The sequence below is a fragment of the Hymenobacter cellulosilyticus genome, assembly GCF_022919215.1.
Lineage (GTDB): Bacteria > Bacteroidota > Bacteroidia > Cytophagales > Hymenobacteraceae > Hymenobacter > Hymenobacter cellulosilyticus.
Window position 1 is genome coordinate 3010803 of sequence record NZ_CP095046.1, and the last position, 26523, is coordinate 3037325.

Annotated in this window: 29 protein-coding genes and 4 pseudogenes; 14 read left to right on the top strand and 19 right to left on the bottom strand. The window is 61.7% G+C overall.

The genetic code is table 11. The features are described from left to right. Positions 1-56 precede the first annotated feature (56 nt). Positions 57-764: a carbonic anhydrase gene (locus MUN79_RS14765; protein WP_244673468.1), complete on the top strand. Its 708-nt coding sequence runs from the start codon at positions 57-59 to the stop codon at positions 762-764. A gap of 164 nt (positions 765-928) precedes the next feature. Here the strand turns inward: MUN79_RS14765 and MUN79_RS14770 are convergent, their stop codons facing one another. The 5 genes and pseudogenes from MUN79_RS14770 to MUN79_RS14785 form a co-directional block, all read right to left on the bottom strand. Further along, positions 929-1153 (bottom strand): hypothetical protein, encoded by a 225-nt coding sequence (locus MUN79_RS14770; protein WP_244673469.1) that lies wholly within the window; start codon positions 1151-1153, stop codon positions 929-931. After that, on the bottom strand, positions 1150-1587 hold the full coding sequence (locus tag MUN79_RS14775) for a hypothetical protein (RefSeq protein WP_244673470.1): 438 nt from the start codon (positions 1585-1587) through the stop codon (positions 1150-1152). Before MUN79_RS14775 ends, MUN79_RS14770 begins: the two co-directional genes overlap by 4 nt. A 178-nt stretch (positions 1588-1765) precedes the next feature. Next, complete coding sequence (locus MUN79_RS14780; protein ID WP_244673471.1) at positions 1766-2056, bottom strand: hypothetical protein; 291 nt, start codon at positions 2054-2056, stop codon at positions 1766-1768. 190 nt (positions 2057-2246) lie between these two features. Further along, the gene (locus MUN79_RS31845) at positions 2247-2441 is read right to left on the bottom strand and encodes a DUF1206 domain-containing protein (protein ID WP_375378174.1); all 195 of its coding nucleotides are present in this window, start codon (positions 2439-2441) and stop codon (positions 2247-2249) included. Between the two features lie 122 nt (positions 2442-2563). Then, positions 2564-3085, bottom strand: a pseudogene (locus MUN79_RS14785) (DUF1206 domain-containing protein); the annotation flags it as partial. 335 nt (positions 3086-3420) lie between these two features. On the opposite strand from MUN79_RS14785, the gene MUN79_RS14790 reads away from it, so the two are divergent. Next, on the top strand, positions 3421-4263 hold the full coding sequence (locus tag MUN79_RS14790; RefSeq protein WP_244673473.1) for an NAD(P)/FAD-dependent oxidoreductase: 843 nt from the start codon (positions 3421-3423) through the stop codon (positions 4261-4263). Positions 4264-4509: 246 nt separating this feature from the next. Here MUN79_RS14790 and MUN79_RS14795 read toward each other — a convergent pair whose 3' ends face one another. Continuing rightward, on the bottom strand, positions 4510-4941 hold the full coding sequence (locus tag MUN79_RS14795; RefSeq protein ID WP_244673474.1) for an EamA family transporter: 432 nt from the start codon (positions 4939-4941) through the stop codon (positions 4510-4512). A 159-nt stretch (positions 4942-5100) separates the two neighbouring features. Between MUN79_RS14795 and MUN79_RS14800 the strand changes: the two genes are divergently transcribed. From MUN79_RS14800 to MUN79_RS14835, 7 genes and pseudogenes are all read left to right on the top strand, one after another. After that, on the top strand, positions 5101-5802 hold the full coding sequence (locus tag MUN79_RS14800) for a hypothetical protein (RefSeq protein WP_244673475.1): 702 nt from the start codon (positions 5101-5103) through the stop codon (positions 5800-5802). Between the two features lie 405 nt (positions 5803-6207). Continuing rightward, positions 6208-6543, top strand: coding sequence for a hypothetical protein (locus tag MUN79_RS14805; protein ID WP_244673476.1), 336 nt, complete (start codon positions 6208-6210; stop codon positions 6541-6543). Positions 6544-6758: 215 nt separating this feature from the next. Further along, positions 6759-9283 (top strand): annotated as a pseudogene (locus MUN79_RS14810) (type IA DNA topoisomerase). Between the two features lie 25 nt (positions 9284-9308). Then, positions 9309-9632: a hypothetical protein gene (locus MUN79_RS14820; RefSeq protein WP_244673477.1), complete on the top strand. Its 324-nt coding sequence runs from the start codon at positions 9309-9311 to the stop codon at positions 9630-9632. A gap of 56 nt (positions 9633-9688) precedes the next feature. After that, positions 9689-10393 carry a glycoside hydrolase 5 family protein gene (locus MUN79_RS14825; RefSeq protein ID WP_244673478.1) on the top strand — a complete coding sequence of 235 codons (705 nt, stop codon included), beginning with the start codon at positions 9689-9691 and terminating at the stop codon, positions 10391-10393. A gap of 76 nt (positions 10394-10469) precedes the next feature. Further along, positions 10470-11099, top strand: coding sequence for a hypothetical protein (locus MUN79_RS14830; protein ID WP_244673479.1), 630 nt, complete (start codon positions 10470-10472; stop codon positions 11097-11099). Between the two features lie 251 nt (positions 11100-11350). Then, positions 11351-11461: a DUF2905 family protein gene (locus tag MUN79_RS14835; RefSeq protein ID WP_244678338.1), complete on the top strand. Its 111-nt coding sequence runs from the start codon at positions 11351-11353 to the stop codon at positions 11459-11461. On the opposite strand, the gene MUN79_RS14840 is transcribed toward MUN79_RS14835, so the two are convergent. From MUN79_RS14840 to MUN79_RS31075, 6 genes and pseudogenes are all read right to left on the bottom strand, one after another. Further along, complete coding sequence (locus tag MUN79_RS14840; RefSeq protein WP_244673480.1) at positions 11458-13332, bottom strand: prolipoprotein diacylglyceryl transferase family protein; 1875 nt, start codon at positions 13330-13332, stop codon at positions 11458-11460. The two genes, MUN79_RS14835 and MUN79_RS14840, sit on opposite strands and share 4 nt — an antisense overlap. A gap of 33 nt (positions 13333-13365) precedes the next feature. Further along, on the bottom strand, positions 13366-13854 hold the full coding sequence (locus MUN79_RS14845) for a hypothetical protein (protein WP_244673481.1): 489 nt from the start codon (positions 13852-13854) through the stop codon (positions 13366-13368). 612 nt (positions 13855-14466) lie between these two features. Further along, complete coding sequence (locus MUN79_RS14850; RefSeq protein WP_244673482.1) at positions 14467-14832, bottom strand: hypothetical protein; 366 nt, start codon at positions 14830-14832, stop codon at positions 14467-14469. A 44-nt stretch (positions 14833-14876) separates the two neighbouring features. Then, positions 14877-16355: a prolipoprotein diacylglyceryl transferase family protein gene (locus tag MUN79_RS14855; RefSeq protein ID WP_244673483.1), complete on the bottom strand. Its 1479-nt coding sequence runs from the start codon at positions 16353-16355 to the stop codon at positions 14877-14879. 280 nt (positions 16356-16635) lie between these two features. Further along, on the bottom strand, positions 16636-17382 hold the full coding sequence (locus MUN79_RS31070; protein WP_311136783.1) for a DUF2867 domain-containing protein: 747 nt from the start codon (positions 17380-17382) through the stop codon (positions 16636-16638). Positions 17383-17552: 170 nt separating this feature from the next. Next, positions 17553-18116 (bottom strand): annotated as a pseudogene (locus MUN79_RS31075) (NAD(P)H-binding protein); the annotation flags it as partial. A gap of 123 nt (positions 18117-18239) precedes the next feature. On the opposite strand from MUN79_RS31075, the gene MUN79_RS14865 reads away from it, so the two are divergent. Genes MUN79_RS14865 through MUN79_RS14875 form a run of 3 tightly spaced genes read left to right on the top strand, consistent with a single transcriptional unit; the run spans position 18240 to position 19902 of the window. Beyond that, a complete protein-coding gene (locus MUN79_RS14865) occupies positions 18240-18443 on the top strand; it encodes a hypothetical protein (protein ID WP_244673484.1) in 204 nt (67 codons plus the stop codon). Then, the gene (locus MUN79_RS14870; protein ID WP_244673485.1) at positions 18440-18805 is read left to right on the top strand and encodes an ArnT family glycosyltransferase; all 366 of its coding nucleotides are present in this window, start codon (positions 18440-18442) and stop codon (positions 18803-18805) included. The genes MUN79_RS14865 and MUN79_RS14870 overlap by 4 nt, the downstream gene beginning before the upstream one ends. Continuing rightward, positions 18784-19902: a glycosyltransferase family protein gene (locus MUN79_RS14875; RefSeq protein ID WP_244673486.1), complete on the top strand. Its 1119-nt coding sequence runs from the start codon at positions 18784-18786 to the stop codon at positions 19900-19902. The genes MUN79_RS14870 and MUN79_RS14875 overlap by 22 nt, the downstream gene beginning before the upstream one ends. A 143-nt stretch (positions 19903-20045) precedes the next feature. Here MUN79_RS14875 and MUN79_RS14880 read toward each other — a convergent pair whose 3' ends face one another. Genes MUN79_RS14880 through MUN79_RS14890 form a run of 3 tightly spaced genes read right to left on the bottom strand, consistent with a single transcriptional unit; the run spans position 20046 to position 22572 of the window. Continuing rightward, positions 20046-20450: a type III PLP-dependent enzyme domain-containing protein gene (locus tag MUN79_RS14880; RefSeq protein ID WP_244673487.1), complete on the bottom strand. Its 405-nt coding sequence runs from the start codon at positions 20448-20450 to the stop codon at positions 20046-20048. Then, entirely contained in the window at positions 20360-21190 is an 831-nt protein-coding gene (locus MUN79_RS14885) for a type III PLP-dependent enzyme domain-containing protein (RefSeq protein ID WP_244673488.1), read from the bottom strand. Before MUN79_RS14885 ends, MUN79_RS14880 begins: the two co-directional genes overlap by 91 nt. A 47-nt stretch (positions 21191-21237) precedes the next feature. Continuing rightward, positions 21238-22572, bottom strand: coding sequence for an aspartate kinase (locus tag MUN79_RS14890; protein WP_244673489.1), 1335 nt, complete (start codon positions 22570-22572; stop codon positions 21238-21240). 117 nt (positions 22573-22689) lie between these two features. On the opposite strand from MUN79_RS14890, the gene MUN79_RS30090 reads away from it, so the two are divergent. Further along, positions 22690-22824, top strand: coding sequence for a hypothetical protein (locus MUN79_RS30090; protein ID WP_262922865.1), 135 nt, complete (start codon positions 22690-22692; stop codon positions 22822-22824). Between the two features lie 335 nt (positions 22825-23159). Next, a pseudogene (locus MUN79_RS14895) lies at positions 23160-23632 on the top strand (DUF4269 domain-containing protein). A gap of 64 nt (positions 23633-23696) precedes the next feature. Here the strand turns inward: MUN79_RS14895 and MUN79_RS14900 are convergent. From MUN79_RS14900 to MUN79_RS14910, 4 genes are all read right to left on the bottom strand, one after another. Next, positions 23697-24398 (bottom strand): carboxypeptidase-like regulatory domain-containing protein, encoded by a 702-nt coding sequence (locus MUN79_RS14900; RefSeq protein ID WP_244673490.1) that lies wholly within the window; start codon positions 24396-24398, stop codon positions 23697-23699. Positions 24399-24495: 97 nt separating this feature from the next. Continuing rightward, entirely contained in the window at positions 24496-25116 is a 621-nt protein-coding gene (locus MUN79_RS14905) for a hypothetical protein (RefSeq protein ID WP_244673491.1), read from the bottom strand. A gap of 24 nt (positions 25117-25140) precedes the next feature. Next, on the bottom strand, positions 25141-25299 hold the full coding sequence (locus MUN79_RS31080) for a hypothetical protein (RefSeq protein ID WP_311136485.1): 159 nt from the start codon (positions 25297-25299) through the stop codon (positions 25141-25143). Further along, positions 25299-26504, bottom strand: a complete 1206-nt coding sequence (locus MUN79_RS14910) for a M28 family peptidase (RefSeq protein ID WP_311136486.1) — start codon at positions 26502-26504, stop codon at positions 25299-25301. The genes MUN79_RS31080 and MUN79_RS14910 overlap by 1 nt, the downstream gene beginning before the upstream one ends. Between the last annotated feature and the right edge of the window lie 19 nt (positions 26505-26523).

The following is a 26523-nucleotide window of genomic DNA, read 5'->3' on the forward strand; positions in this document are numbered from 1 at the left end:
GCGGCTCACCCTCGTATTACCACCCGTTTCCAACTTTCTGCAAAATTCCTGTTCCCATGAGAGACAACCAGTCTGACGCCTCGTCGTCGCTGCAAGAAATACTGCAAAACAACCGTAAGTGGGTTGAAGAGAAGAAGTCGAATGACCCCGACTTTTTCGATAAGCTGTCTAAAGGCCAGCAGCCCCGCTACTTGTTTATCGGCTGCTCCGACTCGCGCGTGCCGGCCAGCGCCATTACCGGCACCGGCCCCGGCGAAATGTTTGTGCACCGCAACATTGCTAACCTGGTCGTAAACACCGACATGAACCTGCTGGCCGTACTGCAGTACGCTGTGGAAGTACTGGGTGTAAAAGACATCATGGTAGTGGGCCACTACGGCTGCGGCGGCGTGGCCGCGGCAGCTTCCAACAAGCAGTATGGCCTGATCGACAATTGGCTGACGAACATCAAAGATGTGGTGCGCCTGCACGAGACTGAGTTCACGAGCATTACCGACCAGGAAAAGCAGCTCCGGCGCCTGGTGGAGCTGAACGTTATTGAGCAGGTGCGCAACCTGACCAAGACCAACATCATCCAGAATGCCTTGCAGGGCCCCAACCCGCCCCGTCTGCACGGTCTGGTGTACGACATTCAGGACGGTATCCTGCACGACTTGAACGTGGAGACTGATGCTCTCAACGAGTTCCAGCACATCTACGGCATTGAGGACATCAAGCACGCCGAAGAAGTAGCTGAGCAAGCGCAGCAGGGCAAAGTTTCCTAACCGGACAACTGCAAAGCAAAACCAGCTTTGGCTGGAAAATTACGGGCAGCTGGTAAATGCCAGCAGGCCGCCTAGCTGCCCGATATATAGTCTATGTGTGGTTGAAAAGGCCGCAGCCCTTGGCTGCGGCCTTTTTTTGGGTTATAAGCTTCAACTTTCGCCCCTTATGGCTCGGGTATTCGGGGCGTGAGTGGGGCCAGCGCCTCACGGCGGCGGGCCAGCCCGTACTGGTTGAGCTCAGCCTCAATCCGCTGGTTCCAGCGTTCCTGCTCGGCTTCGTTGAGCCCGTGCTGAGTTTCCCCGTCGTACTGTTCCTGGATTCGGTTCATTTCCTGAAAGGCCATTAGGTACTCGTACTGCAGGATACTGTCGTAGTCTTTGAGCGTCATGCGGGTGGGGGTGAGCCGGCGCTTAAACCGCTCGGCCACCAGCTTAACCAGGTCGAAATGGCGCTGCTCGTGGTTGAGGTCGTAGGCCCGCGCGCCGCCGCCGATACCCAGGACGAGCTGCGTACCACAAACACTTTCAGGCGCAGATTGAGCTGGAGCACGCCGTTTACCACCCGGGGCTGCCCGGCATAGGCGAAGCTCGGAAACACGGCCGCCGCGTGGGGGCCGGGCCGGGGAGCGGCAGTAAAGTCGGCCCAGGTAAGCGGCCGGGCTGGGTCGTAGAACACCGTGTCAGGCTCGGTCTGGTCCCGGTAATCGGTAAAGCGCAGGCGCAGACTCGTGGCCAGCTTCAGATTCGTGGGAGCCTGGGCTACTACCCAGGAATGCAGGTAGCGCAGCCCTTCGGTGAGGCCCTGCCGCAGGGCGGGCTCCACGGCTGCCGTTTGCCAGAGTGCCCGGCGGTAGCGGGCCGTGCCCCGGTACTCGGTTAGGGAGACAGTTTCCCCTCGCGCTGCCAGTCCAGTACCAGGTGCAGGGCCAGGTTGCCATCCGCGTACTTCGGCTGGCCAGGCATCGGGGTTTCCGTAAGCCGGCATTCCCGCACCCGCAGCGTCAGGGGCCGCCGACTTCCCCGTGGGGCAGGCTTTGAGTTACAAACTGCCGTAGCGCCGCCAGCGTCCCGCCTTGCAAGTCTAGCTGCCGCAACACCGCGGGTTGGTCGGGCTTAGCACCGGGTATCAGCATTCCGGCCACGGTAGTGCGACTGGGGCGCTCATCTACCACCCGGGCAATGTAGTATTCGGAGCTGGCGAATGTAGCGCCGGGGGCCTGCAAGGTCAGAACCGGCGGGGCTGGTGGGGTCTGGGCCAAGAGGCTGTCGGACAGCCCAAAAAGGGCAAACATCAACAGCCCCGGCAAGAAGGTGCGGAGGCGGGCAGGCCGGAGAGAAGGCATTGCAGACACTAGCAGAGCAAAGGGAATAGCGGACAGAAGCCAGCCCCGGGCAAGCAGCTACCGGCCGGCATACAGCAGACACCAAACGGCGGTAAATAGTGCGTCTGGTATGTCCCGCTGGTGCTACGGCAGGGCAGGCTTAGCGGGCACCCAGGCCCCGCAGAATGGGGAAGCGGGCCTGTACCAGCATATACGCCCCGTACGCTAGCAACCCCAGCGCCACCACGCCCAACACCCCGGGACCCATGGCCTGCAGTGCGTTGAAGGTGCCGGCTGTATCCCGGATTTCGTTGGCGTTGGCGTGCTGGGCGGCCACCAGGCAATAGTAGCCCATAATAGCAATAACCACCCCCGGGCGCTGTAGCCAATCTGGCCGGTGCGGTATACCAGCCGGCACTGGGCGTCGGTTAGCTCCCGGCCATTCACGTCGGTGTCGAACTTGCCCGACCAGGCCCGGTAGATCTGTATCAGGCCGGCAACGAGAACGGTAAGGCCCACCAGACCCAGCAGCCACTGCCCGTAGCCGTGCTGCAGGGCCTCGCGCAGCATGGGCTTGGTGCTGTCAGCTTCCCGCACCCGGTGACCGTACCAGGCCATTTTGCCGGCGTAGTAGGCCAGCACGGCATACAGCAAGCCGCTGAAGATGTAGAACCCCCGCACTGCCAGGCCCGCCGTACCCGTGCCCTTATGCTCGGTGTCGCGCAGGGCCTGGGTGAAGCGCCATATCACGTAGCCCGCCAGCCCAGCCGCCACCAGCCACAGCAGCACCTGGCCCAGCGGCAACCGCTGAATGGTCTGGAATACCTGCTGTTGGTCGGCGGGGGCCATGCCGCGCACCCCGATGGCGGCCATGCTGGTCAGCACCCCCAGTACGATATACACCACCCCGATAGACAGAAAGCCCAGGCGGGCCAGGGCTCGGATACCGGCCGAGGTAGCAGGCAGAATGGGGGCAGCAACGGAGGCAACGGAAGTCATGGAGCGCAACACTAGAATGGTTTCTACGCGGGCAGCCCCGGCTCTGGTTATGTCGAGCTGCGGAACCGGGTTTTTCGACTCATGCGCAAGCTAAGCAGATAAACGGATGAGGACGCCAGAGGCAGCGGCAACCAAGGGCTGCAGACCGTAAGCGCGGTAATGCAATTGCAACATTGTTGCAATTACGTATCTTCGTTTGTTTTTCACCCGGGCCAGCCGGCTCTGCAGGAAGTAGCTGCGGGGTAGGAGGCCCTTTCAACAGCAGGCACTATGGAACAGCATCGGCACACAGAGGTCATTATCATTGGGGCAGCTACGCGGGGTTGGCGGCGGCTATGGCGCTGGGGCGGGCCCGGCGCCGGGTTGTCGTGCTCGACAGCGGCTTGCCCTGCAACCGGCAGACTCCGCACGCCCACAACTTCCTTACCCAGGATGGGGAAACGCCCGACACCATCCGGGCCAAGGCCCGGGCCCAGGTTTTGGCGTATCCTACGGTAGAACTATTAGCCGGTGAGGCCGTGGTGGCGGTCCGGGAAGGGCCAGGCTTTGTGGTAACTACCGCCGCCGGCGCCACCCTGCAGGCCGATAAGCTAATCTTTGCCACCGGCGTGAAAGATCTGCTGCCGGCCACGCCGGGCTTTGCCGAGGCCTGGGGCATTTCGGTGCTGCACTGCCCGTACTGCCACGGCTACGAAGTGCGCGACGAGCCCCTGGGCGTACTCGGCAACGGCGACCTGGGATTCGAGTTTGCCCGTCTCATTCACCACTGGAGCCCCAACCTGACCTTGTTTACCAACGGCCCCGCCACCCTAAGCCCTGAGCACATCCAGCACCTGCAGCAGCGCGGGGTACGGATTGAAGAAGGGGAAATCCTGAGCCTGGAGCACGAGGCGGGCTACCTGCGGCAACTGGTGCTGGCCGGTAAAGCACCGGTGCCGCTTACCGCCCTGTTTGCCCGCGTGCCCTTCGAGCTACACTGTACCCTGCCCTTGAGCCTGGGCTGTGCCGTAACCGAAACCGGCCTGCTGCGGGTAGATGAGATGCAGCGCACTTCCGTGCCTGGCATCTTCGCGGCCGGGGATGCCACCACGCCCATGCGCGCCGTAGCGGCGGCCGTAGCAGCCGGCACCAAGGCGGGCGCCATGCTAAACCACGAGCTGATCGGGGAGCAATTCTAGCCCGGCTGGGATGGGCGTGGATACAATAGGCGGCCCGCTAAAGTAGGCCAAGTAACTCATTTTATGTACTAATGTCATAGGAGCGGCTGGTAGGCTAAGCGTTTAGCCAATGCTTTCCTTCTTGTCTGTCATCCTGAGCGTAGCGAAGGACCTTATCACGTTCGAACGAGTCTTAACCACGATGGTCGTGCCGAGGGATAAGGCCCTTCGCAAGCTCAGGATGACCGATACTTTTGCAGCTGCGCCTTAGCTGGCTTCGGGCTTGGAGAAGGCAATGAGAATGGCCCCGCCAGCCATGAGCACGGCGCCTACGACCAGCTGCCAGGTTACCTTCTCCTTGAGAAACACCACCGCCAGAATGATGGCAAACACCAGGGAAACCTTGTCGAAAGAAGACGTTTGGGAAGCCTGGCCCAGCTTCAGGGCTTGAAACGAGAACAGGGACGAGAGGCAGGTAATAATGCCGGCCGCCACCAGAAAGCCCCAGGTGCGGCCCTCAATCTGGGCTACGGTAGGCAGCAGGCCCTTCCAGGCCACCACGCCCCAGGCCACAATGATGATCAGCACCGACTGCACGGCGAAGGCCACGCTGGGCTCCACGTTTTTAACGCCAATCTTCGACAAAGTCACCACCACGGCGGCCGACATGGCGGCCAGCAACGAAAACACAATCCACATATACGCTGAACAGAAAAGAAGAAATACACTTATTGCTTGATACTACGAGGGTTAGGGTCCCGACGGATAGTAATTGTTGATGCCAATTCTTCTATATTCCGGCTCAGCTCCGGGGTTCGGAGCTGGCATTATCTATCCATCTTTTCCCTTTATGCGCCCATGGCAAAGTATGAATCCCGGTTCGACAATTTCTTTCTTAACCTGCGCCTGAACCGCGCCCAGTTTGGTGATATGGCCGGCTTTACGCTTCAGGCCCTGCGCCAGAGTACCGAAGCGGCCCGCTATGAAGAGCTGATCAAGGACCTCGACGCAGCCCTGACGGCCTACTCCGCAGCCCACACCGGCCAGCTCTCCGGCGAGGCCCAGGGCGCCACCGTCACGGTGGCCCAGGCCCTGCTCGACTTTCGGGCCTATGTCAAGCGCGTGGAGCGCCGGCACGTGACGCCCACCTACGATGAGTTTTCGGCCGATATAGCCGCCATCTTCCCCAAGGGCCGGGCCGCGCTGACCAACAGCATTCAGGCCCGGGTGCTCGATGCCTTCGGGGCCTTCCTCATTGCGCTGGCCTCCCGGCCCGCCGCCTTCCCGGCCGCCGTGCGCGCTGAGGGGCAGGAGGTGTACCGCAACCTGAAAACGGCCCTGGAACTGGCCGACGCGGCCCACGCCACGTCCTCCACCCACCGCACCGACCTGCACGACGGCCGCGAGGCCACCTGCCGGCAGCTGTTCCGGGCCTACGCCACGCTGCTGCTCACCCACTACGAGTACCCCACGCGCGTGGCCGGGTACTTTGATCTGAGCCGGGCCCTGATATCGAAATCGGGCAAGAAGGCTCCGGCAGCCCTGCAGCCTCAGGCCTAAGTAGAGAGCCGGAGTCAGACTAGCAAAAAGCCCTTGGTACGCCCGTACCAGGGGCTTTTTAGTGCCAAATCAGGCATGGTACGCGCGTACCACGCCCACTTGTGTCGTTTGGGAGGGCTCAGTACGGGCGTACCAAGGCCTTCCCAAAGCCGAAAAGCCTTCGGTACGGGCGTACTGAGGGGTATTTGGGGGCGGGATGGCCTTGGTACGCCCGTACCGAAGGCTTTTATTATTACCACCCGGCCCTGGCACGCGCGTACTGGACTCAATTTGGCTGCATGACATTGAGGGCCAGAAGCAGGCAGGCACTCACGGTTACGGGCCCGGCTGGCAAGCGCCACCATAACCTTGCGGGCCCAACCCGGGTACTTTCTACCAGACACTTGTATCCTTAGACAACCCGCTATGAACCAGCCCATCTCCCGGAAGCAGCACGGCTTCACCGACTTCAGTTATATTCCCCTGGCCTTGAGCATGCCCAAGCTGGCCGGGTTTGAGCACCACAAAAAGGCCGCTCTGCTCACGCAAGTCCTAGCCGGCAACGTGGCCCTTTCCAGCCTGTTTACCCGCGCCGAGTGGGGCGGGCTCAAGAAGATGCCCTTCAAAGCCCACCTCGCCCTCGACGTGGCCAACGGCGTGCTGGCGGCCGGGGCGCCCTGGCTGTTTGGGTTTGCCCGCAACAAGGCCGCCCGCAACGGCTTCCTTGTGCTGGGGCTGTCGGTCTGCTGGCCGGCCTGCTGACCCGCCCGAGGAAATGCCCGCCGCGGGCAAGTAGCTGAAGCAGAAACTTTGCCGGCCCGGCGCCGCCCCTGTAGGGGTGGGGCCGGGCCGTTTTGCGTCCGGCCCCATGCGTGGATGCCTGCGGGAAACGACCTTTTTGCGCCGTATCTTTGTTGATTCCCTGCCGGCTTTTCGTCGGCGTACTCTGTGTTTCCACCCAGCGAGAATCTGCGATTTTGAAAGTTTGTATTGCCGAAAAGCCCAGCGTAGCCCGTGAAATTGCCCAGGTCCTGGGTGCCAGCCGCAAGATGGATGGTTACTTCGAGGGCAACGGCTACCAGGTCACCTGGACGTTTGGGCACTTCTGCCAGCTGCGCGAGCCCGAAGACTACCGCCCCGAGTGGAAGCGCTGGAGCATTCACGACCTGCCCATGGTGCCCGACAACTTCGGCATCAAGCTCATGCGCCGCGACGACGGGGTGGTGCGGCAATTCAACGTGATTAAAAACCTGCTGGCCGGGGCCGAGGAAGTCATCAACTGCGGCGACGCGGGCCAGGAAGGGGAGGTGATTCAGCGCTGGGTGCTGATGGAAGCCAAGTACCGCAAGCCCTTCAAGCGCCTCTGGATTTCGTCGCTCACCGAAGACGCCATCCGCCAGGGCTTTGCCAACCTGCGCGACGGCTCGGAGTTCGATAACCTCTACCAGGCCGGCAAAAGCCGGGCCGCCGGCGACTGGCTGCTGGGTTTGAACGCCACACGGTTGTTCACGCTTAAGTACGCCGCCGGGCAAAAGCAGGTGCTCAGCATCGGGCGGGTGCAAACGCCCACGCTGGCCTTGCTCGTGGACCGCTACCACGAAATTCAGAACTTCCGGCCCGAGCCCTACTGGGTGCTGCGCACCGAGTACCGCGGCACCATGTTCAGCCACGTGGCCCTGGTCAAGAAGGGCAAGGACGACGACGAGCCCGACGAAAAGGCCCGCCTGAAAGCTCGCGGCTATTTCGTAAGCCAGGAAGAAGCTGATGCCGCTATGGCCGCCGTGAAAGACGTGCCCCTGACCGTGACGGGCGTGGAAATCAAAAAGGCTCTGGAGTCGCCGCCCTCCCTGTTTGACCTGACTTCCCTGCAGGTGCAGTGCAACAACCAGCTGGGTCTCTCCGCCGACGACACGCTCAAGACTGTGCAGGCCCTCTACGAGAAGAAAGTAGTGAGCTACCCCCGCGTGGATACCACCTTCCTGCCCGACGACCAGTACCCCAAAATTGCCGGCATCATGCAGGGGTTGGGCGCGTATCATAGCCTTACGCAGCCCCTGCTGGCCACCAAGATCCGCAAGAGCACTAAGGTTTTCAACAACAACAAAGTCACCGACCACCACGCCATTATTCCCACCGGGGCCAGCGCCGGCGGTTTGGGCGGGCACGAGCACAGCGTCTACGACATCATCGTGCGCCGCTTTCTGGCCGCGTTTTACCCCGACTGCGAAGTTTCGAACACGACCGTAACGGCCGAAGCCGCGGCGCACCCGTTCCGCGTGCGGGGCCGGCAGATCCTAAACCCCGGCTGGCGCATCGTCTACGGGGACCCGACCCAGCAGCAGGCCCCCAGCACCGCCAAGCCCGGCGAAGGCGACGACGACGTGGTAAGCACCGTGCTGCCCTCGTTTGAGAAAGGCGAGAGTGGCCCTCACAAGCCCCGCCTCGACCAGAAGCAAACTCAGCCCCGCGCGACTACACCGAGGCTATGCTGCTGCGCGGCATGGAAACGGCCGGCCGCAACGTGGACGACGAGGAACTGCGCCAGGCCATGAAGGAAAACGGCATCGGCCGGCCTTCCACCCGCGCCGCCATCATCGAAACCCTGTTTAAGCGCGGCTACATCCGCCGCGACAAAAAGAAAATCGTGCCCACGCCCACCGGCGTCGAGCTTATCGGCCTGATTCGGAACCCCACGCTGAAGTCGGCCGAGCTGACGGGGCAGTGGGAGCGGAAGCTGCGCCAGATTGAGTCGGGCAACCTCGACTCAGGCCTGTTCCTGGACGAGCTCAAGATGCTGGTGCGCGAGATGGTGCAGGAAGTAAAGCAGGATGGGTCCCGCCGCTCCATCACAGTGCCCGGCGCGGGTATTTCGGCGGCTACGCCGGCGGCCGTGCTGCCCATCAAGCCCGCGGCGGCTACCCCGGCCGTACCCGGTAGCCTGGGTTCGTGCCCGGCTTGTAAGTCGGGGCATATCCTAAAGGGCAAAACGGCTTTTGGCTGCTCCCGCTTCCGGGACAACTGCCAGTTCCGCCTACCTGCGCAGTACGAGGGCAAAAACCTGACCGACAAGCAGGTTTCGGCCCTGCTCACCAAAGGCCGCACCCCGGTTATCAAGGGCTACGTGGACGAAATGGGCAATAAGTTTGACGCCGCCGTGCGCCTTACGCCCGAGCACGCGCTGGAACTGGTGCGGGCCGCCGAAAGCAAGCCCACCACGCCCGTCGACCCCGGCATCATTCCCTGCCCGGTGTGCAAGCTCGGCACCATGCTGCGCGGCAAGGCGGCCTGGGGCTGCTCCCGCTTCCGCGAGGATTGCCAGTTCCGGGCCCCCTTCGAGTGGGGCGGCAAAACCCTGACCGAAACCCAGATGAACCAGCTGCTGCGCAAAGGCAAAACCAGCGTTATCCGCGGCTTTGTGTCGACTAAGACCGGCAACCGCTACGAGGCCGCCCTGCAAGTGAACGGGGAAGGCCGGATTGAGCCCGTGTTTGATAAGGGGTAAACCAGTCATTCAGCTTATAGATTAGATGTCCAAACGCCCGCCGAAACTTCAGCCTCAGCCGCTCCCACCTCCGCCGCCCCCGGCCGGAGCCTTATTTAAGGCGCGCTTCCTGGGCTATGCCGTGGGGCTGCTGCCCATTTTCGGGATGCTGCTGCTGTTTCGGCGGGCTGGGCCGCAGTGGGTAGGCCTGCTGCTGAGCGCGGCAGGGTTTTACCTCTCGGTGCAATTGCAACAGTCAGCCCGGAAGCGGTTTCCCTACGACTTTAAAAACCGGGAGGAATGGCTGGCGCTGGGCTTGTACACGGCCTTGGTGCTGGCCGTGGTGGTTGGTATTTCTTACTGGAGCTAGGCCCCAATGGATGAACAGCTGGCTCAGCAATACGTTCGGGCGCAACGCTACTTAGTATGTCTGATTCTCAGCTCTTGCCCTGGATTCAGGTGGCTCCCGGAGTGCCCTATTTCCAGACCGAGCAGGGCCAGGACTGGACGCCCATTGGGCAAAACGACGCCGTAACCTGGCCGGACTTTGCCAGCCTGTTTCGGCGCCGGGATATAGCGGCTGTCGACCGGCACCTGGCCTGGCTGGCGGCCCACGGCGTCACCTGCCTGCGCTTTATGCTGGAGTACTGCCAAACGGAAAACCGCTACCTGGAACGGCCGGTGGGCCACTTTCAGCCCAACATGGTGCGGCTCTGGGACGACCTGTTTGCCCTCTGCCAAAGGCATGGGCTGCGCCTGCTGCTCACGCCCTACGACACCTTCTGGATGTGGCGGCGCTGGGCCCGGCATCCCTACAATCAAGCCTTGGGCGGACCGTGCCAGCGCCGCTCCCAGTGGCTGCTGTGCCCCAGGATGCGGCAGGCAATCAAAAACCGGCTGAGCTTTGCTACCGAGCGGTGGGGCGGGAGCGGGACCCTGTTTGCCTGGGACCTGTGGAATGAAATCCACCCGGCCCACGCCGGCAACGACACGGCCGTATTCCACGAGTTTATCAGCGACATCAGCAGCCACCTGCGGCAGGAGGAATTGCGGCTGCACGGGCGTAGTCACCCCAGACCGTGTCGTTGTTTGGGCCCGTGCTTGGTCAGCACCCGGCCGTGTCGGAGGTGATATTCCGGCACCCGGCCCTGGATTTCGCCTCCACCCACTTCTACGATAAGGCCACTATCGACAACCCGCGGATACGGTGGCTTCGGCCATCTGCACCGGCCAGCTGGTGCGCGAAGCCCTGGCTCACCTGAGTCCGGCGCGGCCTTTCTTCGACTCCGAGCACGGGCCGATTCACGCCTTTAAAGACCGGAAGCGCACCTTGCCCGAGCCGTTCGACGATGAGTATTTCCGCCACATGCAGTGGGCCCATCTGGCCTCGGGCGGGGCGGGCGGCGGCCTGCGCTGGCCCAACCGCCACCCCCACGTGCTGACGCACGGCATGCGGGCTGCCCAGCGTAGCCTGGCCCGTTTCACCGCCCTTATCGACTGGGACCGGTTTAGGCGGCGCAACCTAAACGCCGAGATTCACCTCTCGACGCCCGCTTTTGCTGGCTTTGCCTGCGGGGATGACAACCAAGCGGTAGTATGGCTGCTGCGTCAGGACCAGCGCGACAAGCAGCGGCTGGTACGCAAAACTGCCGGGGCGTTGCCCGTGCAGCTGGTGGTGCCGAGTTTGTCAGCGGGGCCGTACGTCATTACTCTCTGGGACACCGTAGCCGGCCAAGTAGCGGGGCAGGTTTTGGCTGCTGCCGATGCCGCGGGAAACCTGCTGGTGGAGCTGCCGCCCGTGGTTACCGATATTGCCCTGGCCATTACGCCGGCCTAAGGATACTTCGGGCGGCAGATATTTTGCCGACACGGGCCCGAAGTTCTTCCACACACCCTGCCTACAGCTTGCGTATAGCTCTGGGTTTCGCGCTTGTTTTGTTCACCATACCTTACTTCACCTCGCCTTTTTATGTCGCCGCAACTGGGTAAGTTATTCGTCCTGCTGGGGTTGGGTCTGGCGCTTATCGGGGAGTTCTGTGGCTGGGTGGCGGCAGCTTATTCAGCTGGTTTGGGCGCCTGCCCGGCGACATCCGCATCGAGCGGCCCGGCTTCCGGCTGTATTCCCCGCTGGTGTCGATGCTGCTGGTGAGCCTGCTCTTTAGCCTGATTATGTGGCTGGTGCGGCGGCTGGGCACTTAGCGTGTCCGGGAGGGCAGGCGGTAGCGGGTTTGCAGGGAAAACCGGTATACGTCGGTCAGGTTAGTAACAAATAGAGGCTCCAGCTCCCACTGCTGGTTCAGCAGCACCGACGACTGAAAGAAGCCGAGGATAGCATCGTTTCTGGTATCGGCCCCTTTAACTCCTTGCCACTTGCTATTGCTCAGGGCCAAACCGCCCGTCAGCCGGAAGTTTTCTTGCCCAAAGCCCGAGCCAACGCCCATTGTGTTGGTGCCGTCGCCCAGGCCCAGCAGGCCATAGTTCATACTGGTGTGAAAATATAGCACGGAGGGCTTTCCAATCTCGAATAGAAACTGCGGGCGGGCCTGACTTAGTTCTCCTGGTCTGTACGCAAAGTCATAGGCAACATTACCCAGGTGCATTCCTAAGCCTATGCGCATATAGGGTGATGTAACCAGCTCCACATAAGGGCTGACGGCGTACAGGCGGGCCTGGCCCTGTTCGAAGGGCTGGGTATTGAAGTTGCCCTGGCTGTTATAAAGAACGATGGTGTCCTGCAAAGAGCGAAACTGACTGCGGCCGATGCTGGCACTCAGGCCTAGGGTGAGCGTGCCGGCCCGGCCCACGGGCAGGGTGTGAGCCACGCCCAGGGAACCAAGAGTATAGCGTTGCCGGTACTTGCTTACCGGGTAAGGAGTGCCGGAGCAGCCGTAGTAAGGTGTTTCGTAGTACTGGGTGGAGCTGCCTGCCGAGCCGCCCAGGCTAATGGAGGTATAGGCGCGGCGCGGGGCCGCAACCGTTGAATCAGGAGGGGCTGGGACCTGGCTGGTGAGCAGCATGAACAGCGCGGCCAGCCCACCCCGCACCACAAGCTGGCCCCAACCACCGTTGGCGGAGAAAAGCAAAAAACAGGCTTCCAGGGCTACTACCGGTAGTAGGAGCGCCTGTACAACCAACTGCTCGGGCAAGGACAGCCACTGTTCGCCCAGTCCGGCCGTGAGGGCCAGCAGAGCCACTGCCCCGGCCAGGGTGCGGGCCGGTCGGCTGGCCGAAACTGGCTCCGCTGCTACCCCAGCCCGGGGGCGGCGTACCACCCAGGCCCAGAATCCAAGCAGACCCGCAGCTACGAGTAGCAGCGCCAGTTGCACCGGCTTCACCCCGTGCCAGCTGCCGGCTCCGATAACGTCGCCGAGCGGGGCGCGCCAGAATTCCAGGCCAAACCGGCCCGCGGCATACAGCCCCAGCATAAGTAGAAAACGGGTTCCGGCCGGCCACGACTGGCGACGCGTGCGGAAGAGTACCGCAGCAATGCCCAGACAGAGCAGTATTTGGTAGAGCTGACTCGGGTGCACCGCGGCGGAGTGCGCGGCGCCGACGGAAAGCAGGTCTTGTTCTACCTGGGACACAAAAGGCAACGTGCCCGGAGCGTACTGAACGGCCCACGGCAGATGGTCGGGGGCCGCCGTACCAAAGCAGCAGCCAGTAAGCAGGCACCCCAGGCCTTGCACGGCCAGCCCGATTATAAAGGGAAGAGCAAAGGCATCGAATACACCGCGGCCAAAACCAAGCCAGCGCCGCAGCCCGGCCAGCCCGAGAGTGGCCCCGAGCAGGCCACCCAGCACCGAACGCTGCCCCTGGCTCTGACTAAGTCCGTGCTGCCACAGCTGCTGCCAGTCGGCCCCGGAGAGGGTGACGAGCTTGGTGCCCAGAATCAACAGCAGCGAAGAGCCGGCTACCACCAGCAGCCAGGGCCGCAGCGGATACTGGCGGCGCTGGCCTTCCCAGAGCAGCAGCGCCCCGGCCACCCCAAAGCCGAGCAGATAGAATACGGAATAATAATCGTGCGCCAGGGGGGAGGGCAGCAGAATAGTCGCGAGTACAGCAGGGTTCATAGCAATAGGGCAGAGGAAACAGGCAAGTAAGAATTAGCGGGCCCGTTCAGGGAGCTGATAGCGGGCCTGGAGCCGAAACTGGTGCACGTTGTCGAAGTTGCTGGCAAAGTGGGGCTCCAGCAGCCAGTTGGGACTTACCCAGAGCTGGGCCTGCACCACCGGAATAAAGGAAGAGGTAGTGCGGGTCAGGATGCCCGCGTTAACTTCACTATTAACCAGCGCTGACCCCAGCATCAGACGCTGCCGCTTACTGCCGAAGCCTGAGCCCACGCCCACGATGCCGGTGCCATTACCCAGGCCGAGCATGTTGTGGCCGTAGCTCATATGCAGATAAAGTGCGGGTAGGATGCCTAATTCCAGCAGTACCTTTGGCCGGTATTTGCCCAGCTCCATTGGGCGGTACACAAAATCATAACCCAGGTCGCCCAGGTCGGCACCCAGGCCGAAGCGAATGTAGCGGGGCTGGCTGATTTCCAGGTAGGGACTAAGGGCGTAAAGCCGAGCCGTGGCGCCGGGCTCCACGGTAGCCCCGAAAAGCGGGTGTTGCCCACGGCTGCCTGCAGCTCCAGGGTGAGCAAACTTTTCTTCATAATCGGCCAGGTGCGGGCCACCCCGATAGAAGCCAGGCGGTAGCGTTGCTGATATTGCCCCTGCTCATATCCTGCCGGATTGGCATACGAGGAGAAACTGTAGTACTGCCGGGAGCTACCGACCATACCGCCTAAGATGAAAGTAGTAGTGGCCCGCCGCACAGTCGTTGTGCTAACGGAGTCGGGCGGGGCCGCCTGCGCGGGGCCGTAAAAGGCAGAGCCATAAACAGGCACAGGCAAAATTGGTGGTAGTAGCGCATCGGGTTGAATAAGGAATAGTAAGCGCCAGTGCTTACTGATGCTAACATAGCTGGTCCTGCATCCCTTGGCGCGACGAACTTTTTGAAACGCCGGACTTTATAAAATGACAGTATTGTTAGTTTACTATCTGTTTTATAGGGCTTTAATATTACTTCAGTTGACTTTAAAAGCAGGGTAAGTACGCTGAAAACAGACCAGGCACAAATCCTGAATAATACTTCCGGGGTAAGGAAAACTCAGACGGCTTAGGCCAGGATTCTCGCAGCCATCAGCAGTCCTTCACTTACCTGCAACGGGCACAGCCACAAGCGCCGCCGCTATTTCGGCCCGGAATTCGGTGGCTTATCCGGAGCCCGATCTGCTGCTGACCCGGTTGGCCCAGCGTCAGGAAGGTGCCAGCCTGCCACCGGGGCGTCAGCAGGGCCTGGGCCTCCACAAAGCCCGACCAGAGATTTACGCCCGCCGGCAACTCATAGCTTTTTGACCTGGCTGCGCCGACCCGTAATTCCCAGCGGCTGCCGCCAAAGCCCGTACCCAGGCCCAGCCGCTGCTGGGGGTTGCCGGTGCCGTAGCCCAGGTAGTTGTAGTCGGCTTGGGCATACAGCGTTTTGCGTGGGCCAATTCGCAACGACGACTGCACATCGAGCATGCTGATAGAGTCTCCAAAGGTTAGCCTATGATACCCCAGGGTGCCTACCAGCAGGCCTGCCCCAGGCCAAACCAGGGCCGGTCAATTTGGGCATAGGGGTTGATGCTGAGCAACAAGGTGCTTTTCCGCATGCCGGACCCTAGCAGCGGGTCACTGAACTGCGGCGTTTGGCGGTCAGTGCCCACGTGCAGCCGCATGCCCGTTGTTATTTCCGCTTTGTGCACCCGCCCGTCGGGGCCAGCGCCTGGCAGCAGGGTGCGCGACACATCCAGACTAGCCAGCCGGTAACGGTGCCGATACTCGAGCAGGGGAGTGCTGCCCCCGCAGCCCCCATCGGTGTTTTGCAGCCGCTCGAAGGAGCCCGCACTTACGCCCAAGCCCAGGGAGGTGTAAGACGGCCGAGCAGTGCCCGCCGAGTCGGCCGGCGCCTGGCTGCTGAGCACCAGCACCACGCCCACCAGCCCCAGCGGCAGCACCAGTCGCGCCGGGCGAATACCAGCCAGGGAATCAAGCAGAAACCGGCCGGCTTCCAGGGCCAGCACCGCTAGCAGCAGGGTTTTTATTACCAGCACTTCGGGTAACGTCAGGGCGCGGGGGCCCAGCCAGGCAGTGAGGGCCAGCATCAGGGCTACGGCCAGCAAATTGCGGACTGAGCGTTGGCCCGGGACCCGCTCGGGTTGCGGCTCTACGTTCCGGGCCCGGTACAGCAGCCACGCCCACCAGCCCAACGCCAGCGGAGTAAGCACCAGCAGTGTCCACTGCACCTGCTTGAGGGCCAGGCCGCCGTGCCAGCGCATAGCGGAACCGACCTGTTCGCCGGCCGGGTCGCGCCAGAACTCAATGAGGAAGCGCCCAATCAGCAGAAGCCCCAGGTGCAGCAGCCGGCGGCTGCCGCCGGGCCAGTTGCGGTGCCGGGTCAGCAGCAAAATGGCGCCCACCGCCGCGCATACCAGCAGCGTATAAAGCTGGGTGGGATGCACCGGTAGGGAGTGGGCCGCGCCTATCGGAATCAGGCCCCGGTCGGCCTGCACCAGGTAGGGCAGGGTATCGGGGCGGTAGGTAACGCCCCAACTGCTGGCGGTAGGGTGGCCAAAGCAGCAACCCGTAATCAGGCAGCCCACGCTTTGCACCATCAGACCCGCGCACATGGGCAAGACGAAGGCATCGAATACGTGCCAGCTGAAGCCGAACGGCCGCCGCAGGGCCAGCAGCGTGAGTGTGCAGGCCACCGCTCCACCCAGCACGGTGCGGGCCTCCGAGGCCGGCCACTGCCCGGTGCCTAGAAACTGCCGCCACTCCGGGCCGGAAAAGGCCAGCATTTTGGTGCCCAGAATAAAGGTTAGGGTGGTGCAGGCAAGCAGCACCAGCCAGGCCCGCATGGGGTAGCCGCGGCGGTGGCCTTCCCACACCAGCCACACCAGGTTTACGGTGAAAGCCAGCACGTAAAATAACGTGTAGGAATCGTAGCTTGCATGGGCCGGTACCATCCAGGAGAGCAGCGGCAGCAGTAGAAAGTTTGGCATCGGGGAGGGAAAGACGGTGGACGGCCGTTGCCCGTAGCGTCGTGCCGGCAACTCAGCCAATCAAGCTACTTGCTTGAGTCCGAACTTACTGAAACCCCGCCGCTCATTCCTTGCCTAAAACAAAAAATAGTAGACTTTGCCTTATAGTTATGCCTGATTCAATGATTTTATTATCAGTAGTTTACCCTGGAATTATAGGATATTTAAATTGCCGATATAAGCTTGCTAACGTGTAAGCTCAGCTCATTAGCCAACCGCTGCTTCAACGGGCCTTCCAGGTTTAGGCCGACTGTTCCGCAGCTGTAGCCGGGGCCTTGCCATACTGCACGATGTTCTCCACCATGCCTTTGAAAATCACGAAGTGAAACGGGACCAGCGAATACCAGTACAGGCGCCCGGCCAGGCCCTGGGGGCGGAAAGCGGCCAGCTGCTCCAGGGTGTGGGAGCCGTCGGCATTGTCGAGGATGCGGAATTGCAGCCAGGCCTCGCCGGGTAGCTTCATTTCGGCATAGAGCAGTAGGCGACGCCCGGCGCGGTCGGCCACCAGTACCCGCCAGAAGTCGAGCGGGTCGCCGGGGTGCAGGCTAGACGGGGAACGGCGGCCCCGGCGCAAGCCCACGCCGCCCACGGCCTTGTCCATAAAGCCCCGCACCCGCCAGAGCCAGTCGACTTTGTACCAGCCTCGTTCCCCGCCGATGCTCCAAATGTTTTGCAAAACCTCCTCCGGGGCCGGGTAAAACGCAGGGCCTGCCGGTCGGTGAGCATGCCGTGCTGCGGAATCTGGACAAAGTCCATGTAGTTTTTCTCGATAACCCCGCTGCTCACCGCGTCGCTCCAGCTGCTGATTACCTCGTTCTGCTCGATGCGGCTGAAGGCCAGGGCCAGGGCGGCCCGGTAGCTCATGCACTGGTGGGGCAGCACCTGGGTAATGCTGCGCTTGAGCGAGACAATCGTGTCGTTGCGCAGGCTTTCCACCAGGCTCTGGGCCAGGGAAAACGTGGTGCGCGTCACCAGATACAGCCACCACGACGAAAGCCGCGGCGTGAGCACCGGTACCGTGACAATGTAGCGCTGGTAGCCCCGTTCAGCGGCTAGGCCCAGTAGCATCTGCTTGTAGGTCAGCACGTCGGGCCCGCCGATATCGAAGGTTTCGCCCAGGCAGTCGGGGTGGTCGAGCACGGCGAGGAGGTAGTGCATCACGTCGCGGATGCCGATGGGCTGGCAGCGGGAGTTAAGCCAGCGGGGCGTCACCATCACGGGCAGCTTTTCCACCAAGTCCCGGATTATCTCAAACGAAGCCGAGCCCGAGCCAATGATAATGCTGGCCCGCAGCACCGTGACGGTGGCTTGCCGGGCCGTGCGCAGCACCTTTTCCACTGCCTTGCGGGAGCGGAGGTGGGCCGACAGGTTCCGGTCGTTGGCAATGCCGCTGAGGTAAATTACCTGCCGGGCGGTGGTTTGGGCGAGGTAATCGGTGAAGTGGCGGGCAGAAAGCTGCTCGGCGCGGAAAAAGTCTTGGTCGTGCCCGCTCATGGAGTGCACCAGGTAATAAGCCGCCTCAATGTCGCGGGGCAGACTGTGCAGGCTCTCGGGCTGCAGCAGGTCGCAGGCGGCCACCGTTACCTTGGCCAGTAGCCACTCAGGCAGCTCGAAGCGACGTGGGTCGCGCACCAGGCACACCACCTCATGGCCGGCTTCCACCAGCAGGGGCAACAGCCGGCGGCCAATGTAGCCGTTGGCACCAGTGAGCAGGATTTTCATAGGGCGGGGCTAGATGGAGGACGGAGTACTCAACTACAACCCCGGCGGCGGGCTTTGGTTAGAGCTAGCGGCCCGGGCTTTCCGGCTACCTTTGCATTTCCTGCTTTTCTCTGCTCCCCCGTTATGCCCGCTTTGCTTTCTTCCCGTGTCTGGCTTTGGTTATTTGTTCTGGCGCTGGGCGCGGGCCTGCTGGTAGGCCTAGGCAGCTGGGGCGTGGTAGAAAGCAGTGAGGCCCGCTACGCCGAAATCAGCCGGGAAATGCTGGCCTCCGGCGACTGGCTGCACCCGCGTCTGCTCGGGATTCAGCACTTTCACAAGCCCCCGTGACGTACTGGCTGACGGCGGCCGGCATTGCCGCCTTTGGGCCCACAGCCCTGGGGGTGCGGGTGCCGGCGGTGCTGGCCGTGCTGGCCCAGGTGGTGCTGGTGTTTGGGCTGGGCAAGCTGCTGTTTCGGGGAGATGCCCGCCACGCCCTGGCCGCGGCCATTCTCTACGGCACCTTTCCCGTGGTGCTGATTTCGGCCCTCAACGTCACCACCGATGCCTACCTGATGCTCTGGGAATTGCTGGCGGCCTATGGCATATTGCGCTACCTGCACGGGGCGGCTGGCGGTGGTTTTACCTGTTTTGGGTGGGCCTGGGCTTGGCCTTTCTTACCAAAGGGCCCGTGGGCGCAGTGCTGCCGCTGATGGTCGTGGCCGGTCATTATTTCCGGCAGGCTCAGCCCCGGCGGCCTTTTACGGTGCACCACGTCCTGGGGCTGGCGCTGCTGCTGGGCATCGGGCTGAGCTGGTATCTGTATCTGGTGGCCGAAAACAAGGCTTTTCTCGACTATTTCCTGTGGAAGCAGACGGCCGAGCGGTTTGCCAACGCCGACGCCTTCAAGCGGGCCAAGCCGTGGTGGTTTTACCTGGTGCTGGTGCCCGTGGGCAGCCTGCCCTGGATAGTGGCCCTGCTGGTGCAGGCCGGGCGCACGCGCTGGACCGCCGTGCCCCGGCAGTGGCGCAACGTGCTCATTTTCTGGGTGCTGGTGCCGCTGGTGTTTTTCTCGTTGGCCAAGTCCAAGCTGCTGCTTTACCTGCTGCCTATTTTTCCCGGCCTGGCCCTGCTCACGGTCTACTACCTGGGTCAGCTGACCGACGCCGTCCTATACCGCTGGTACGTGGTGATGAGCGGGGTGCTGGCCTTGCTGATGGCCGGGCTCTGTATGCTGCCGGCCTTATCCGTGGCACTAGGCATAACGCTGGAAATCAAACCGCTGACCTCCTTATGGCCCGCTGCCGGCATCGTGGCGCTGGTGCTGCAGCAAATGCTCTGGACCCAGGTGCGGGTGGCGCCCCGGCTGCTGGCTCTCACCGTTATTTTCACCCTCACGCTGCTGCTCACCGCCAAGCCCCTGCTCCACCAAAACCAGCTGGCGGCCAGCAGTACGAGCCCGGTGGCTCAGTGGCTGCAGGAGCATCACCTCGACCAGGGCCAGGTGCTGGTCTACGACGAAATGCTGCCTTCCCTGTCGTTTGAGCTTAATAAAACGCTCATCACCTTGCAGCACGACAACGACGACATCAAGCGCGAAACGCAGTTTGAAACCGATACAAGCTGGCAGAAGCTGCTGGTCGACATGAACGACCCGGCTCAGCAGCCCTACCTCAAAAGCCTGCTCACCCAGCACCCGGTCCTGGTAGTGAAAGGCGAGCTGGAAGACTTCTGGAGCTGGATGCTGCCCTACTTTCCCCAGCACGAGCACCTCGGTCCCTGGACCGTCTACTACAGCGGCTGGAAATAGGAGTAGGTCACCGGGCTCCCTGACAAAACGTCATGCTGAGCTTGCCGAAGCATCTCTACTGTCGAAGTAAAATCAATTACTACTGCGGTAGATATGCTTCGGCAAACTCAGCATGACAGCTGCTTATCTTGATAAAACGAAAATTACCCCACGTACACGGCCTCGGCCTTTTCGCGCAGGTTGTAGTTTGAAGCCATAACCTCGCCGTACGCCCCAGCCGAGCGAATCACGACCAGGTCGCCGCGGCGGGTTTCGGGCATGGCCACTTCCCGGCCGAAGGTGTCGGACGACTCGCAGATGGGGCCTACCACGTCGTAGAGCTGCTTGGAGCCCTGGCTGCTCACGTTCTGAATCTGGTGGTAGCTGCCGTACAAAGCCGGCCGGATCAGCTCGGTCATGCCCGCGTCGAGAATGGCGAAGTTGGTTTGCTGGCTGCGCTTTACGTACAGCACCCGGCTCACCAGCGTCCCACTCTGGGCCACGATGGAGCGGCCCAGCTCCACGTGCACCTGCTGGCCCGGCCGCCGCACCAGGTGCTGCTCGAACATGTGAAAGTAGGCCTCGAAGTCGGGAACTGCCTGGGAGTCGGGGTTGTGGTAGTCAATGCCCAAACCGCCCCCCACGTTGAGGTGGGGAGAGTATGGCCCCGGCCTTCGAGCCAGGTTTGCAGCTCGTTCATTTTGCGGCTCAGTTCCCCGAACACGCTCAGGTTGGTAATCTGGGAGCCAATGTGGGCGTGCAAGCCCACCAGTTCCAGATTCGGCAGGGCGCTGAGCTGGTCGATAACGCCACCCAGGTCATTCAGACTTATGCCGAACTTGTTGGCTTCCAGACCCGTGGTAATGTAGTGGTGGGTGTGGGCATCCACGTTGGGGTTGATGCGCAAGGCCACCCGGGCCCGGCGGCCCTGGGCTCCGGCCAGCTCGTTGAGCACGGCCAGTTCCTCCACCGACTCAGCATTGAAGCACCAGATGTCGGCGGCCAGGGCCAGGTTTATTTCCGCATCCGACTTGCCTACGCCGGCAAAAACTACGTCCTGGGGCGCAAAGCCGGTGTCCAGAGCGCGGTGCACCTCGGGGCCGCTTACGCAGTCGGCACCCAGGCCGTGCTGGCGGATTCGCTCCAGAATGGGGGCATTGGCGTTGGCCTTCAGGGCGTAGTGCACGTGAATGCCGCGGGAGCGGGCGGCCTGCTGTACTGCCGTAAGGGTCTGATCCAGCAAGGCTAGGTCGTAGAGGTAAAAGGGCGTGGGCCGCGTGGCGGCGTCTGCCGGAAGAGCAAAACTCATGTACTAACTATTAAAAGAACTACCCCGCAAAACCCGGGTGGAAAACCTTATTGCACTACCGCCCGCTGCTGAAACAGGCCTTCGTTGAGCGCCTGCAAAGCCCGCTTTTTGTTGCTGGTATGAATCAGAATGCTGATGTTGTTGGGCGAGCCGCCGTAGGAAATCATGCGCAGCGGAATGTCCTTCAGGGCGTTGAAAACCAGCCAGGCCGAGCCATTGTTTTCCTGAATCAGGTTGCCCACCAGGCACACAATGGTTTGCTGCTCATCTACTTCCACGGTGCCAAAGCTGCGCAGATCTTCCAGGATTTCCGCCAGGTGCGTCGCGTCGTCAATGGTCAGCGACACGGCTACTTCCGAGGTCGTAATCATGTCGATGGGCGTGCGGTAGCGCTCAAATACCTCGAACACGCTGCGCAAAAAGCCGTGGGCCAGCAGCATCCGGCTCGACTTGATCTTGATGGCCACCAGGCCGTCCTTGGCGGCTACGGCCTTGATGGCCTCGTTGCCGGTGCGGGTCGAAATCAGGGTGCCGGGCGCTTCGGGCTGCATCGTGTTGAGCAACCGCACCGGAATGCCGTGCTTGGCCGCGGGCAGAATCGAGCTGGGGTGCAGAATCTTGGCCCCGAAATACGCCAGCTCGGCCGCCTCGTCAAACGACAGCTCCCGAATCGGGTAGGTGCCTTCCACTACGCGCGGGTCGTTGTTGTGCAGCCCGTCGATGTCGGTCCAGATCTGGATTTCCTCGGCGTGGGCCGCGGCTCCAATCAGCGAGGCGGAGTAGTCGGAGCCCCCGCGCTTGAGGTTGTCGATGTCGCCGTTGGCATTGCGGCAGATGTAGCCCTGGGTGATAAACAGCTGCTGACCGGCGTGCGGGGCCAATACCTGGGCCAGGTGCTCCTCGATAAAGTCGCCGTCGGGCTCGTCGTTTTTGTCGAGGCGCATGAAGTCCAGGGCCGGCAGCAGCACGGCTTCCTCGCCCAGCACGCGGGTGTAGTAGCGGTGAAACAGCAGGGTACTCAGCAGCTCACCCTGGGCCAGAATGACCCGCTCCCCGGAAGCCGACAGTGGGTAGCGCGTCAGGTTGAAGATGGTTTTGAAGGCCGTATCGAGGTGGCTGATAGCCTCATTGGCAACTTCCGCGTCGGGGAGCAGCTCCCGGGCCACAATCAGGTAGTGCTGGCGCAGAATCTCGGTCTGGTAGGTGGCCGCCGTGGTTTCGCCCTCATACAGCAGCTTGGCAATGTTGACCAAGGCATTGGTCGTGCCCGACATGGCCGAGAGCACAATGATGCGGGGCTCCGAGCCCTGGATAAGTGCGGGCAAAGCGCGCATGCGCTCAGCTGAACCGACGGAGGTGCCGCCAAACTTTAAAACTTTCATCAGTGAAAAACGGGGTTAACCAAAAAATGAACGGGGCGGAGAGGCTGGTAGGAGAAGCACAAACAAAAAGCGCCGGTCTGGGGAAGACCGGCGCTTGATGCTTATGGGGAGGGTAGCATGAAGAAGTGCGACGGTCAGGTCGAGGGCCGTTTGAAGCATTTCTTCAGCATCACGTTTTTGGCTTCCATTGGCTTGGCCACGGCGGTACGGCCAGCCGAAGCCACCGAAAATGCCGAAGAAAAGCCAAAGTAAAACGTGTTCATGTGCAGAAAAGGGGAGCAGCGGAGTACCGCTGGCAGGTATTAACGGCTGCAAGTACGGGCAGGATTTGGAAATAATCTACATCCCGGCCCTAAATTTTCTTATCCTGGCAACAGAAGCAGATTCCAAGACGCAAAGTTAGCTTTGCCCGCCCTAGGCCTGGCTTCATCAAAACAGCCGGGCCGGTTGCCACCTCCGCTTTCCGCTTTTCGATGCCCGACTGGAAAAATCCGCAATACCTGCTGGCCGGTAACGCCCGGCAGCAACGCGCCTACACCATATTGCACGACCTAGCCGTGTGGAGCGTACTGCAAGGCTTTGACCCGATGCTGGCCGGGACCGTGCCGCTGGATATAGACCTGGCCGACAGCGACCTGGATATCATCTGCGAGGTGAAGCCAGGGGCGTGGCTGCCGTTCAAAAGCCTGCTGGCGCAGCACTACGGCCACCTGCCGGAGTTTCGCCTGGCCGAGTTTTCGGTGGGGGCCGGGTCTCCATTGTCTGCGGCTTTCGCGCGGCCGGGGTGGCCGTGGAAGTGTTTGGGCAGAATTTGCCCACCGCCCAGCAAAACGCCGTGCGGCATATGCTGGTGGAACACGCTATTCTGCAGGCTGGCGGCGAGGCGTGGCGGGTAGCGGTGCGCGGTCTTAAGCAGCAAGGCCTGAAAACCGAGCCGGCCTTTGCGCAGCTCTTGGAGTTGACCGGTAACCCATACGAGGCGCTGCTGGAGGTAGAAAGCTGGCCCGCCGAGGTTCTGTGGGAGCGGCTGGCCACCTACCGGCTGCCACCGAATACGTAAGAAAAACGCACAAAGAAGCCCGAACGCACTGCGTTCGGGCCAGCCGTTGCTATACCAGACGTACTTACTGGAAGCTCACCGTGGCCGTATCGTTGGTAAAGCGAATGTCCCGGGTCCGGACTTCGGATTCCTGATCCTGAAAAGTACAGGTGTAGCCGTCAGGCTGGCAGACCCGGTTGGAGGTGACTTTGGTAAACTGGTACACTCGGTCGGGTAGCACCTTGATGGTTTTAGTGAAGGAAATAGCTTGGTTTTTCTTATCCATATCGGTGAAAATGTCACCGTTGAAGATGCCTGTTTCACCCGTCTGGTTGCCGCTGATGAAAGTGAAATAAATATCTGACTTGCCTTTCTTGGTGGTATTGGCTCGAATGGTTACCGTTTTGTAGGGTGTAGCCTTGTAATCAATCTGGTTGTGTTGGCCGGCTTTCACGTCCTCGCCAAGCTCGAAGCTGCTTACCATATAGTCCGGAGTGGAAGCCGGGCGCAGCGAGTAGCTGCCGGTGGTTAGGGCGTTGAAGGCCACTTTGTAGTTGCCGCTGGCGTCGGTAATAGCGTTGGTAACCGAGTCTATGCGGGACCCCATGCATAGCCAGCAGCCCTGGGTTCGGTCCACCTCCAGCCGTATTCCCGCCACCGGCTGGGCGGTGTACTTGTTGGTTATAGTGCCCTCTACCACGGTGTAGACCTCCTTGTTCTTCGAGCAGGCCAGGGTCGTTAGCAGCAGCACCACGCCGCCCAACACTCGGGTTGGTAACGTATTCATCGGCATAAGCAGGATAAGTAAATGATTGGACATACACCCCAGCAGCCGGCCGCGGCACTCAAGCCACGCCGGCAACCACGTAGTAGACCCACAAAATCTACTGAGGGTTGTCAGGCACGCTGATTTTATCAATTAACCAGCGGCCATCGGCTTGCTGCGAAAGGTCGAAGTCTAGGCCGGCCTGGTAAGTTTCGTGCTGGGGGCCGCGGACCTGTACGTGGGCGTGCGCGCCTTGCTGCTGGGTAACGATAAACTTGCCGGCCTGTAAATCGGTGGCGGTTTCCTCGGCTTCCTGGGTCAGGAGCAGAAAGTCGTAGTCGAAGCCGGCGGGCGGACCGTCGTTTTGCGGGTGCAGGCGCAGCGTGTCGTCGTAGCGGCGGAAGTAGGCTCGCCACTGAGCCAGGTAGGCCGGCGAAACCGTGCCACTTTGCTGCACGGCCCGCAGCCATTCCTCTGTACCAGGAAAGTCGACGGCGTAGAACTTGGTCGAGTCCGAGGCCTCTGAATTCAACACGAAGTTGCCGGGCAGGCTGTCGGCCTTCTGAATATACCAGGTCACAAACCGCCGCACGGTTTGGGCAGGCGCCGGCTCGGTTGCCGGAGTCGTACTGGCCGCCGCGGGGCTGGGCGGCAACGCCTGCGCCGTTTCCGGGGCCGATGCTGGCCCGTTGCAGGCAACTACGCCGGCCAGTACAACACTGTATAGCAGCTTTTTCATCAAGAACAGACGAAGGGTAACTGGTTACCGTACGGGCTTGGGAATGACCGGCAGGCTCTCGTGGCCTTCGGCATCTACGGAGGCTACGCCGAAGATGAAGTTGTCCTTGCTGTGGGGCAAATCGGCGGTGGTGGTCGTGACGGGGAAGCGCTGCTGCCACACCGGGGAGGAGGTTTCGCGCATCAAAACCACGTAGCTGGCGGGCTTCTCACCCACTTTAGGCGCGTCCCATTTGAGCTCGGTGCGGTTGGTGAGCTTGGCCGTGAGCACGCCCACATTTTCGGGGCACTGGGAGCCAGGGCCAGACTGGCCATGGTCGCCAGGTTTACGCCGGTGTTTTTGCGCAGGTACTCGTAGTCCACAAACTCGGGCAGGTCACCGTACTGAATGTTGTTTTCGGTGCGCAAATCCTGGTGCTGGTGGTTGAAGTTCTCGTTGACCTCGGTGTAGCGCACGGCGGCAAAGCCCTGCTGGTTGAAGGGCGTATGGTCGCCGCCGCGCAGAAACCGGTCGGGGCGGTACTCCAGCAGCACGCCAAAGTCGTTGACGTACTGCTCACAGGTGGTTTTGCTGTAGCGGGCCAGCTGCCGGCTAGGCGCGTCGTTTTCGCTGCTCAGGGTGCGGCGCAGCTTGGCTTCGTCGGCGGTTTCGGTGGCCGGCACCCCTTCGCTGAAGATGCGGATGTGCTTGTTGTCGGAAATCTCCGGGTCGTAGCCTTTGGAGTTGCCCACGATGTCATTGTTGAGCATGCCCACCAGGTTCCAGCCTTCTTTTTTGGCCCGTTTGGCTAGGTGGGTCGAGCCGTAGAGGCCCTGCTCTTCACCCTGCACAGCCACGAAAATGAGCGTGCATGGGTACTGCTTCTGCGACATGATGCGGGCCATTTCCATAACCAAGGCCACGCCCGAGGCGTCGTCGTTGGCCCCTGGCGCGTCGGCGGTGGCGTTCATTACGTCCGTCACGCGGGAGTCGAGGTGGCCGCTGACGATGAACACCCGGGTATCGGTGGGGTCGGTGCCGGGCAGGGTGGCCATGACGTTGGCCATGATGACGGGCTTATCGATGCGGCGGCCGTCGGGCTTGACCAGGAAGGTATCCTGCTCCACTTTGAGGCGGCCACCGCTGGCCTTGCTGTACTTGCGAAACTCACTTTCGACCCAGTTGCGGGCCGCCCCGATGCCGCGCTTCTTGCTTTTGGTGTCGCTCAGGGTGTGGCGGGTGCCAAAGGACACCATTTTGCGGATGTCCTCTTCCAGGTTTTTGGCCGAAATGGCTTCCACCATCTGCTTGATGGCGGGGTCGGGAGCTGGGACGGGAGCGGTGGTTTGGGCAAAAACGAAGGCCGGAGCGAGGCTGGCCGAAAGCAGGAGCGCGAAACGTAGGTTCATGGAGCGGAAGGGCAAGGAA

Excerpts from the sequence above, each read along its gene's own strand:
- MUN79_RS14840 (WP_244673480.1), bottom strand. The coding sequence starts at position 13,332 with ATGAACCCTGCTGTACTCGCGACTATTCTGCTGCCCTCCCCCCTGGCG.
- MUN79_RS14900 (WP_244673490.1), bottom strand. The coding sequence starts at position 24,398 with ATGAATACGTTACCAACCCGAGTGTTGGGCGGCGTGGTGCTGCTGCTA.
- MUN79_RS14770 (WP_244673469.1), bottom strand. The coding sequence starts at position 1,153 with ATGACGCTCAAAGACTACGACAGTATCCTGCAGTACGAGTACCTAATG.
- MUN79_RS14850 (WP_244673482.1), bottom strand. The coding sequence starts at position 14,832 with ATGCTCGATGTGCAGTCGTCGTTGCGAATTGGCCCACGCAAAACGCTG.
- MUN79_RS14765 (WP_244673468.1), top strand. The coding sequence starts at position 57 with ATGAGAGACAACCAGTCTGACGCCTCGTCGTCGCTGCAAGAAATACTG.
- MUN79_RS14885 (WP_244673488.1), bottom strand. The coding sequence starts at position 21,190 with ATGAGTTTTGCTCTTCCGGCAGACGCCGCCACGCGGCCCACGCCCTTT.
- MUN79_RS14910 (WP_311136486.1), bottom strand. The coding sequence starts at position 26,504 with ATGAACCTACGTTTCGCGCTCCTGCTTTCGGCCAGCCTCGCTCCGGCC.
- MUN79_RS14905 (WP_244673491.1), bottom strand. The coding sequence starts at position 25,116 with ATGAAAAAGCTGCTATACAGTGTTGTACTGGCCGGCGTAGTTGCCTGC.
- MUN79_RS14790 (WP_244673473.1), top strand. The coding sequence starts at position 3,421 with ATGGCGCTGGGGCGGGCCCGGCGCCGGGTTGTCGTGCTCGACAGCGGC.
- MUN79_RS14800 (WP_244673475.1), top strand. The coding sequence starts at position 5,101 with ATGGCAAAGTATGAATCCCGGTTCGACAATTTCTTTCTTAACCTGCGC.
- MUN79_RS31080 (WP_311136485.1), bottom strand. The coding sequence starts at position 25,299 with ATGCGCGAAACCTCCTCCCCGGTGTGGCAGCAGCGCTTCCCCGTCACG.
- MUN79_RS14865 (WP_244673484.1), top strand. The coding sequence starts at position 18,240 with ATGCCCGCTTTGCTTTCTTCCCGTGTCTGGCTTTGGTTATTTGTTCTG.
- MUN79_RS14825 (WP_244673478.1), top strand. The coding sequence starts at position 9,689 with ATGTCTGATTCTCAGCTCTTGCCCTGGATTCAGGTGGCTCCCGGAGTG.
- MUN79_RS14780 (WP_244673471.1), bottom strand. The coding sequence starts at position 2,056 with ATGTTTGCCCTTTTTGGGCTGTCCGACAGCCTCTTGGCCCAGACCCCA.
- MUN79_RS14820 (WP_244673477.1), top strand. The coding sequence starts at position 9,309 with ATGTCCAAACGCCCGCCGAAACTTCAGCCTCAGCCGCTCCCACCTCCG.
- MUN79_RS14880 (WP_244673487.1), bottom strand. The coding sequence starts at position 20,450 with ATGTTCGAGCAGCACCTGGTGCGGCGGCCGGGCCAGCAGGTGCACGTG.
- MUN79_RS14805 (WP_244673476.1), top strand. The coding sequence starts at position 6,208 with ATGAACCAGCCCATCTCCCGGAAGCAGCACGGCTTCACCGACTTCAGT.
- MUN79_RS14795 (WP_244673474.1), bottom strand. The coding sequence starts at position 4,941 with ATGTGGATTGTGTTTTCGTTGCTGGCCGCCATGTCGGCCGCCGTGGTG.
- MUN79_RS31845 (WP_375378174.1), bottom strand. The coding sequence starts at position 2,441 with ATGGGCTACTATTGCCTGGTGGCCGCCCAGCACGCCAACGCCAACGAA.
- MUN79_RS14890 (WP_244673489.1), bottom strand. The coding sequence starts at position 22,572 with ATGAAAGTTTTAAAGTTTGGCGGCACCTCCGTCGGTTCAGCTGAGCGC.
- MUN79_RS30090 (WP_262922865.1), top strand. The coding sequence starts at position 22,690 with ATGAAGAAGTGCGACGGTCAGGTCGAGGGCCGTTTGAAGCATTTCTTC.
- MUN79_RS14855 (WP_244673483.1), bottom strand. The coding sequence starts at position 16,355 with ATGCCAAACTTTCTACTGCTGCCGCTGCTCTCCTGGATGGTACCGGCC.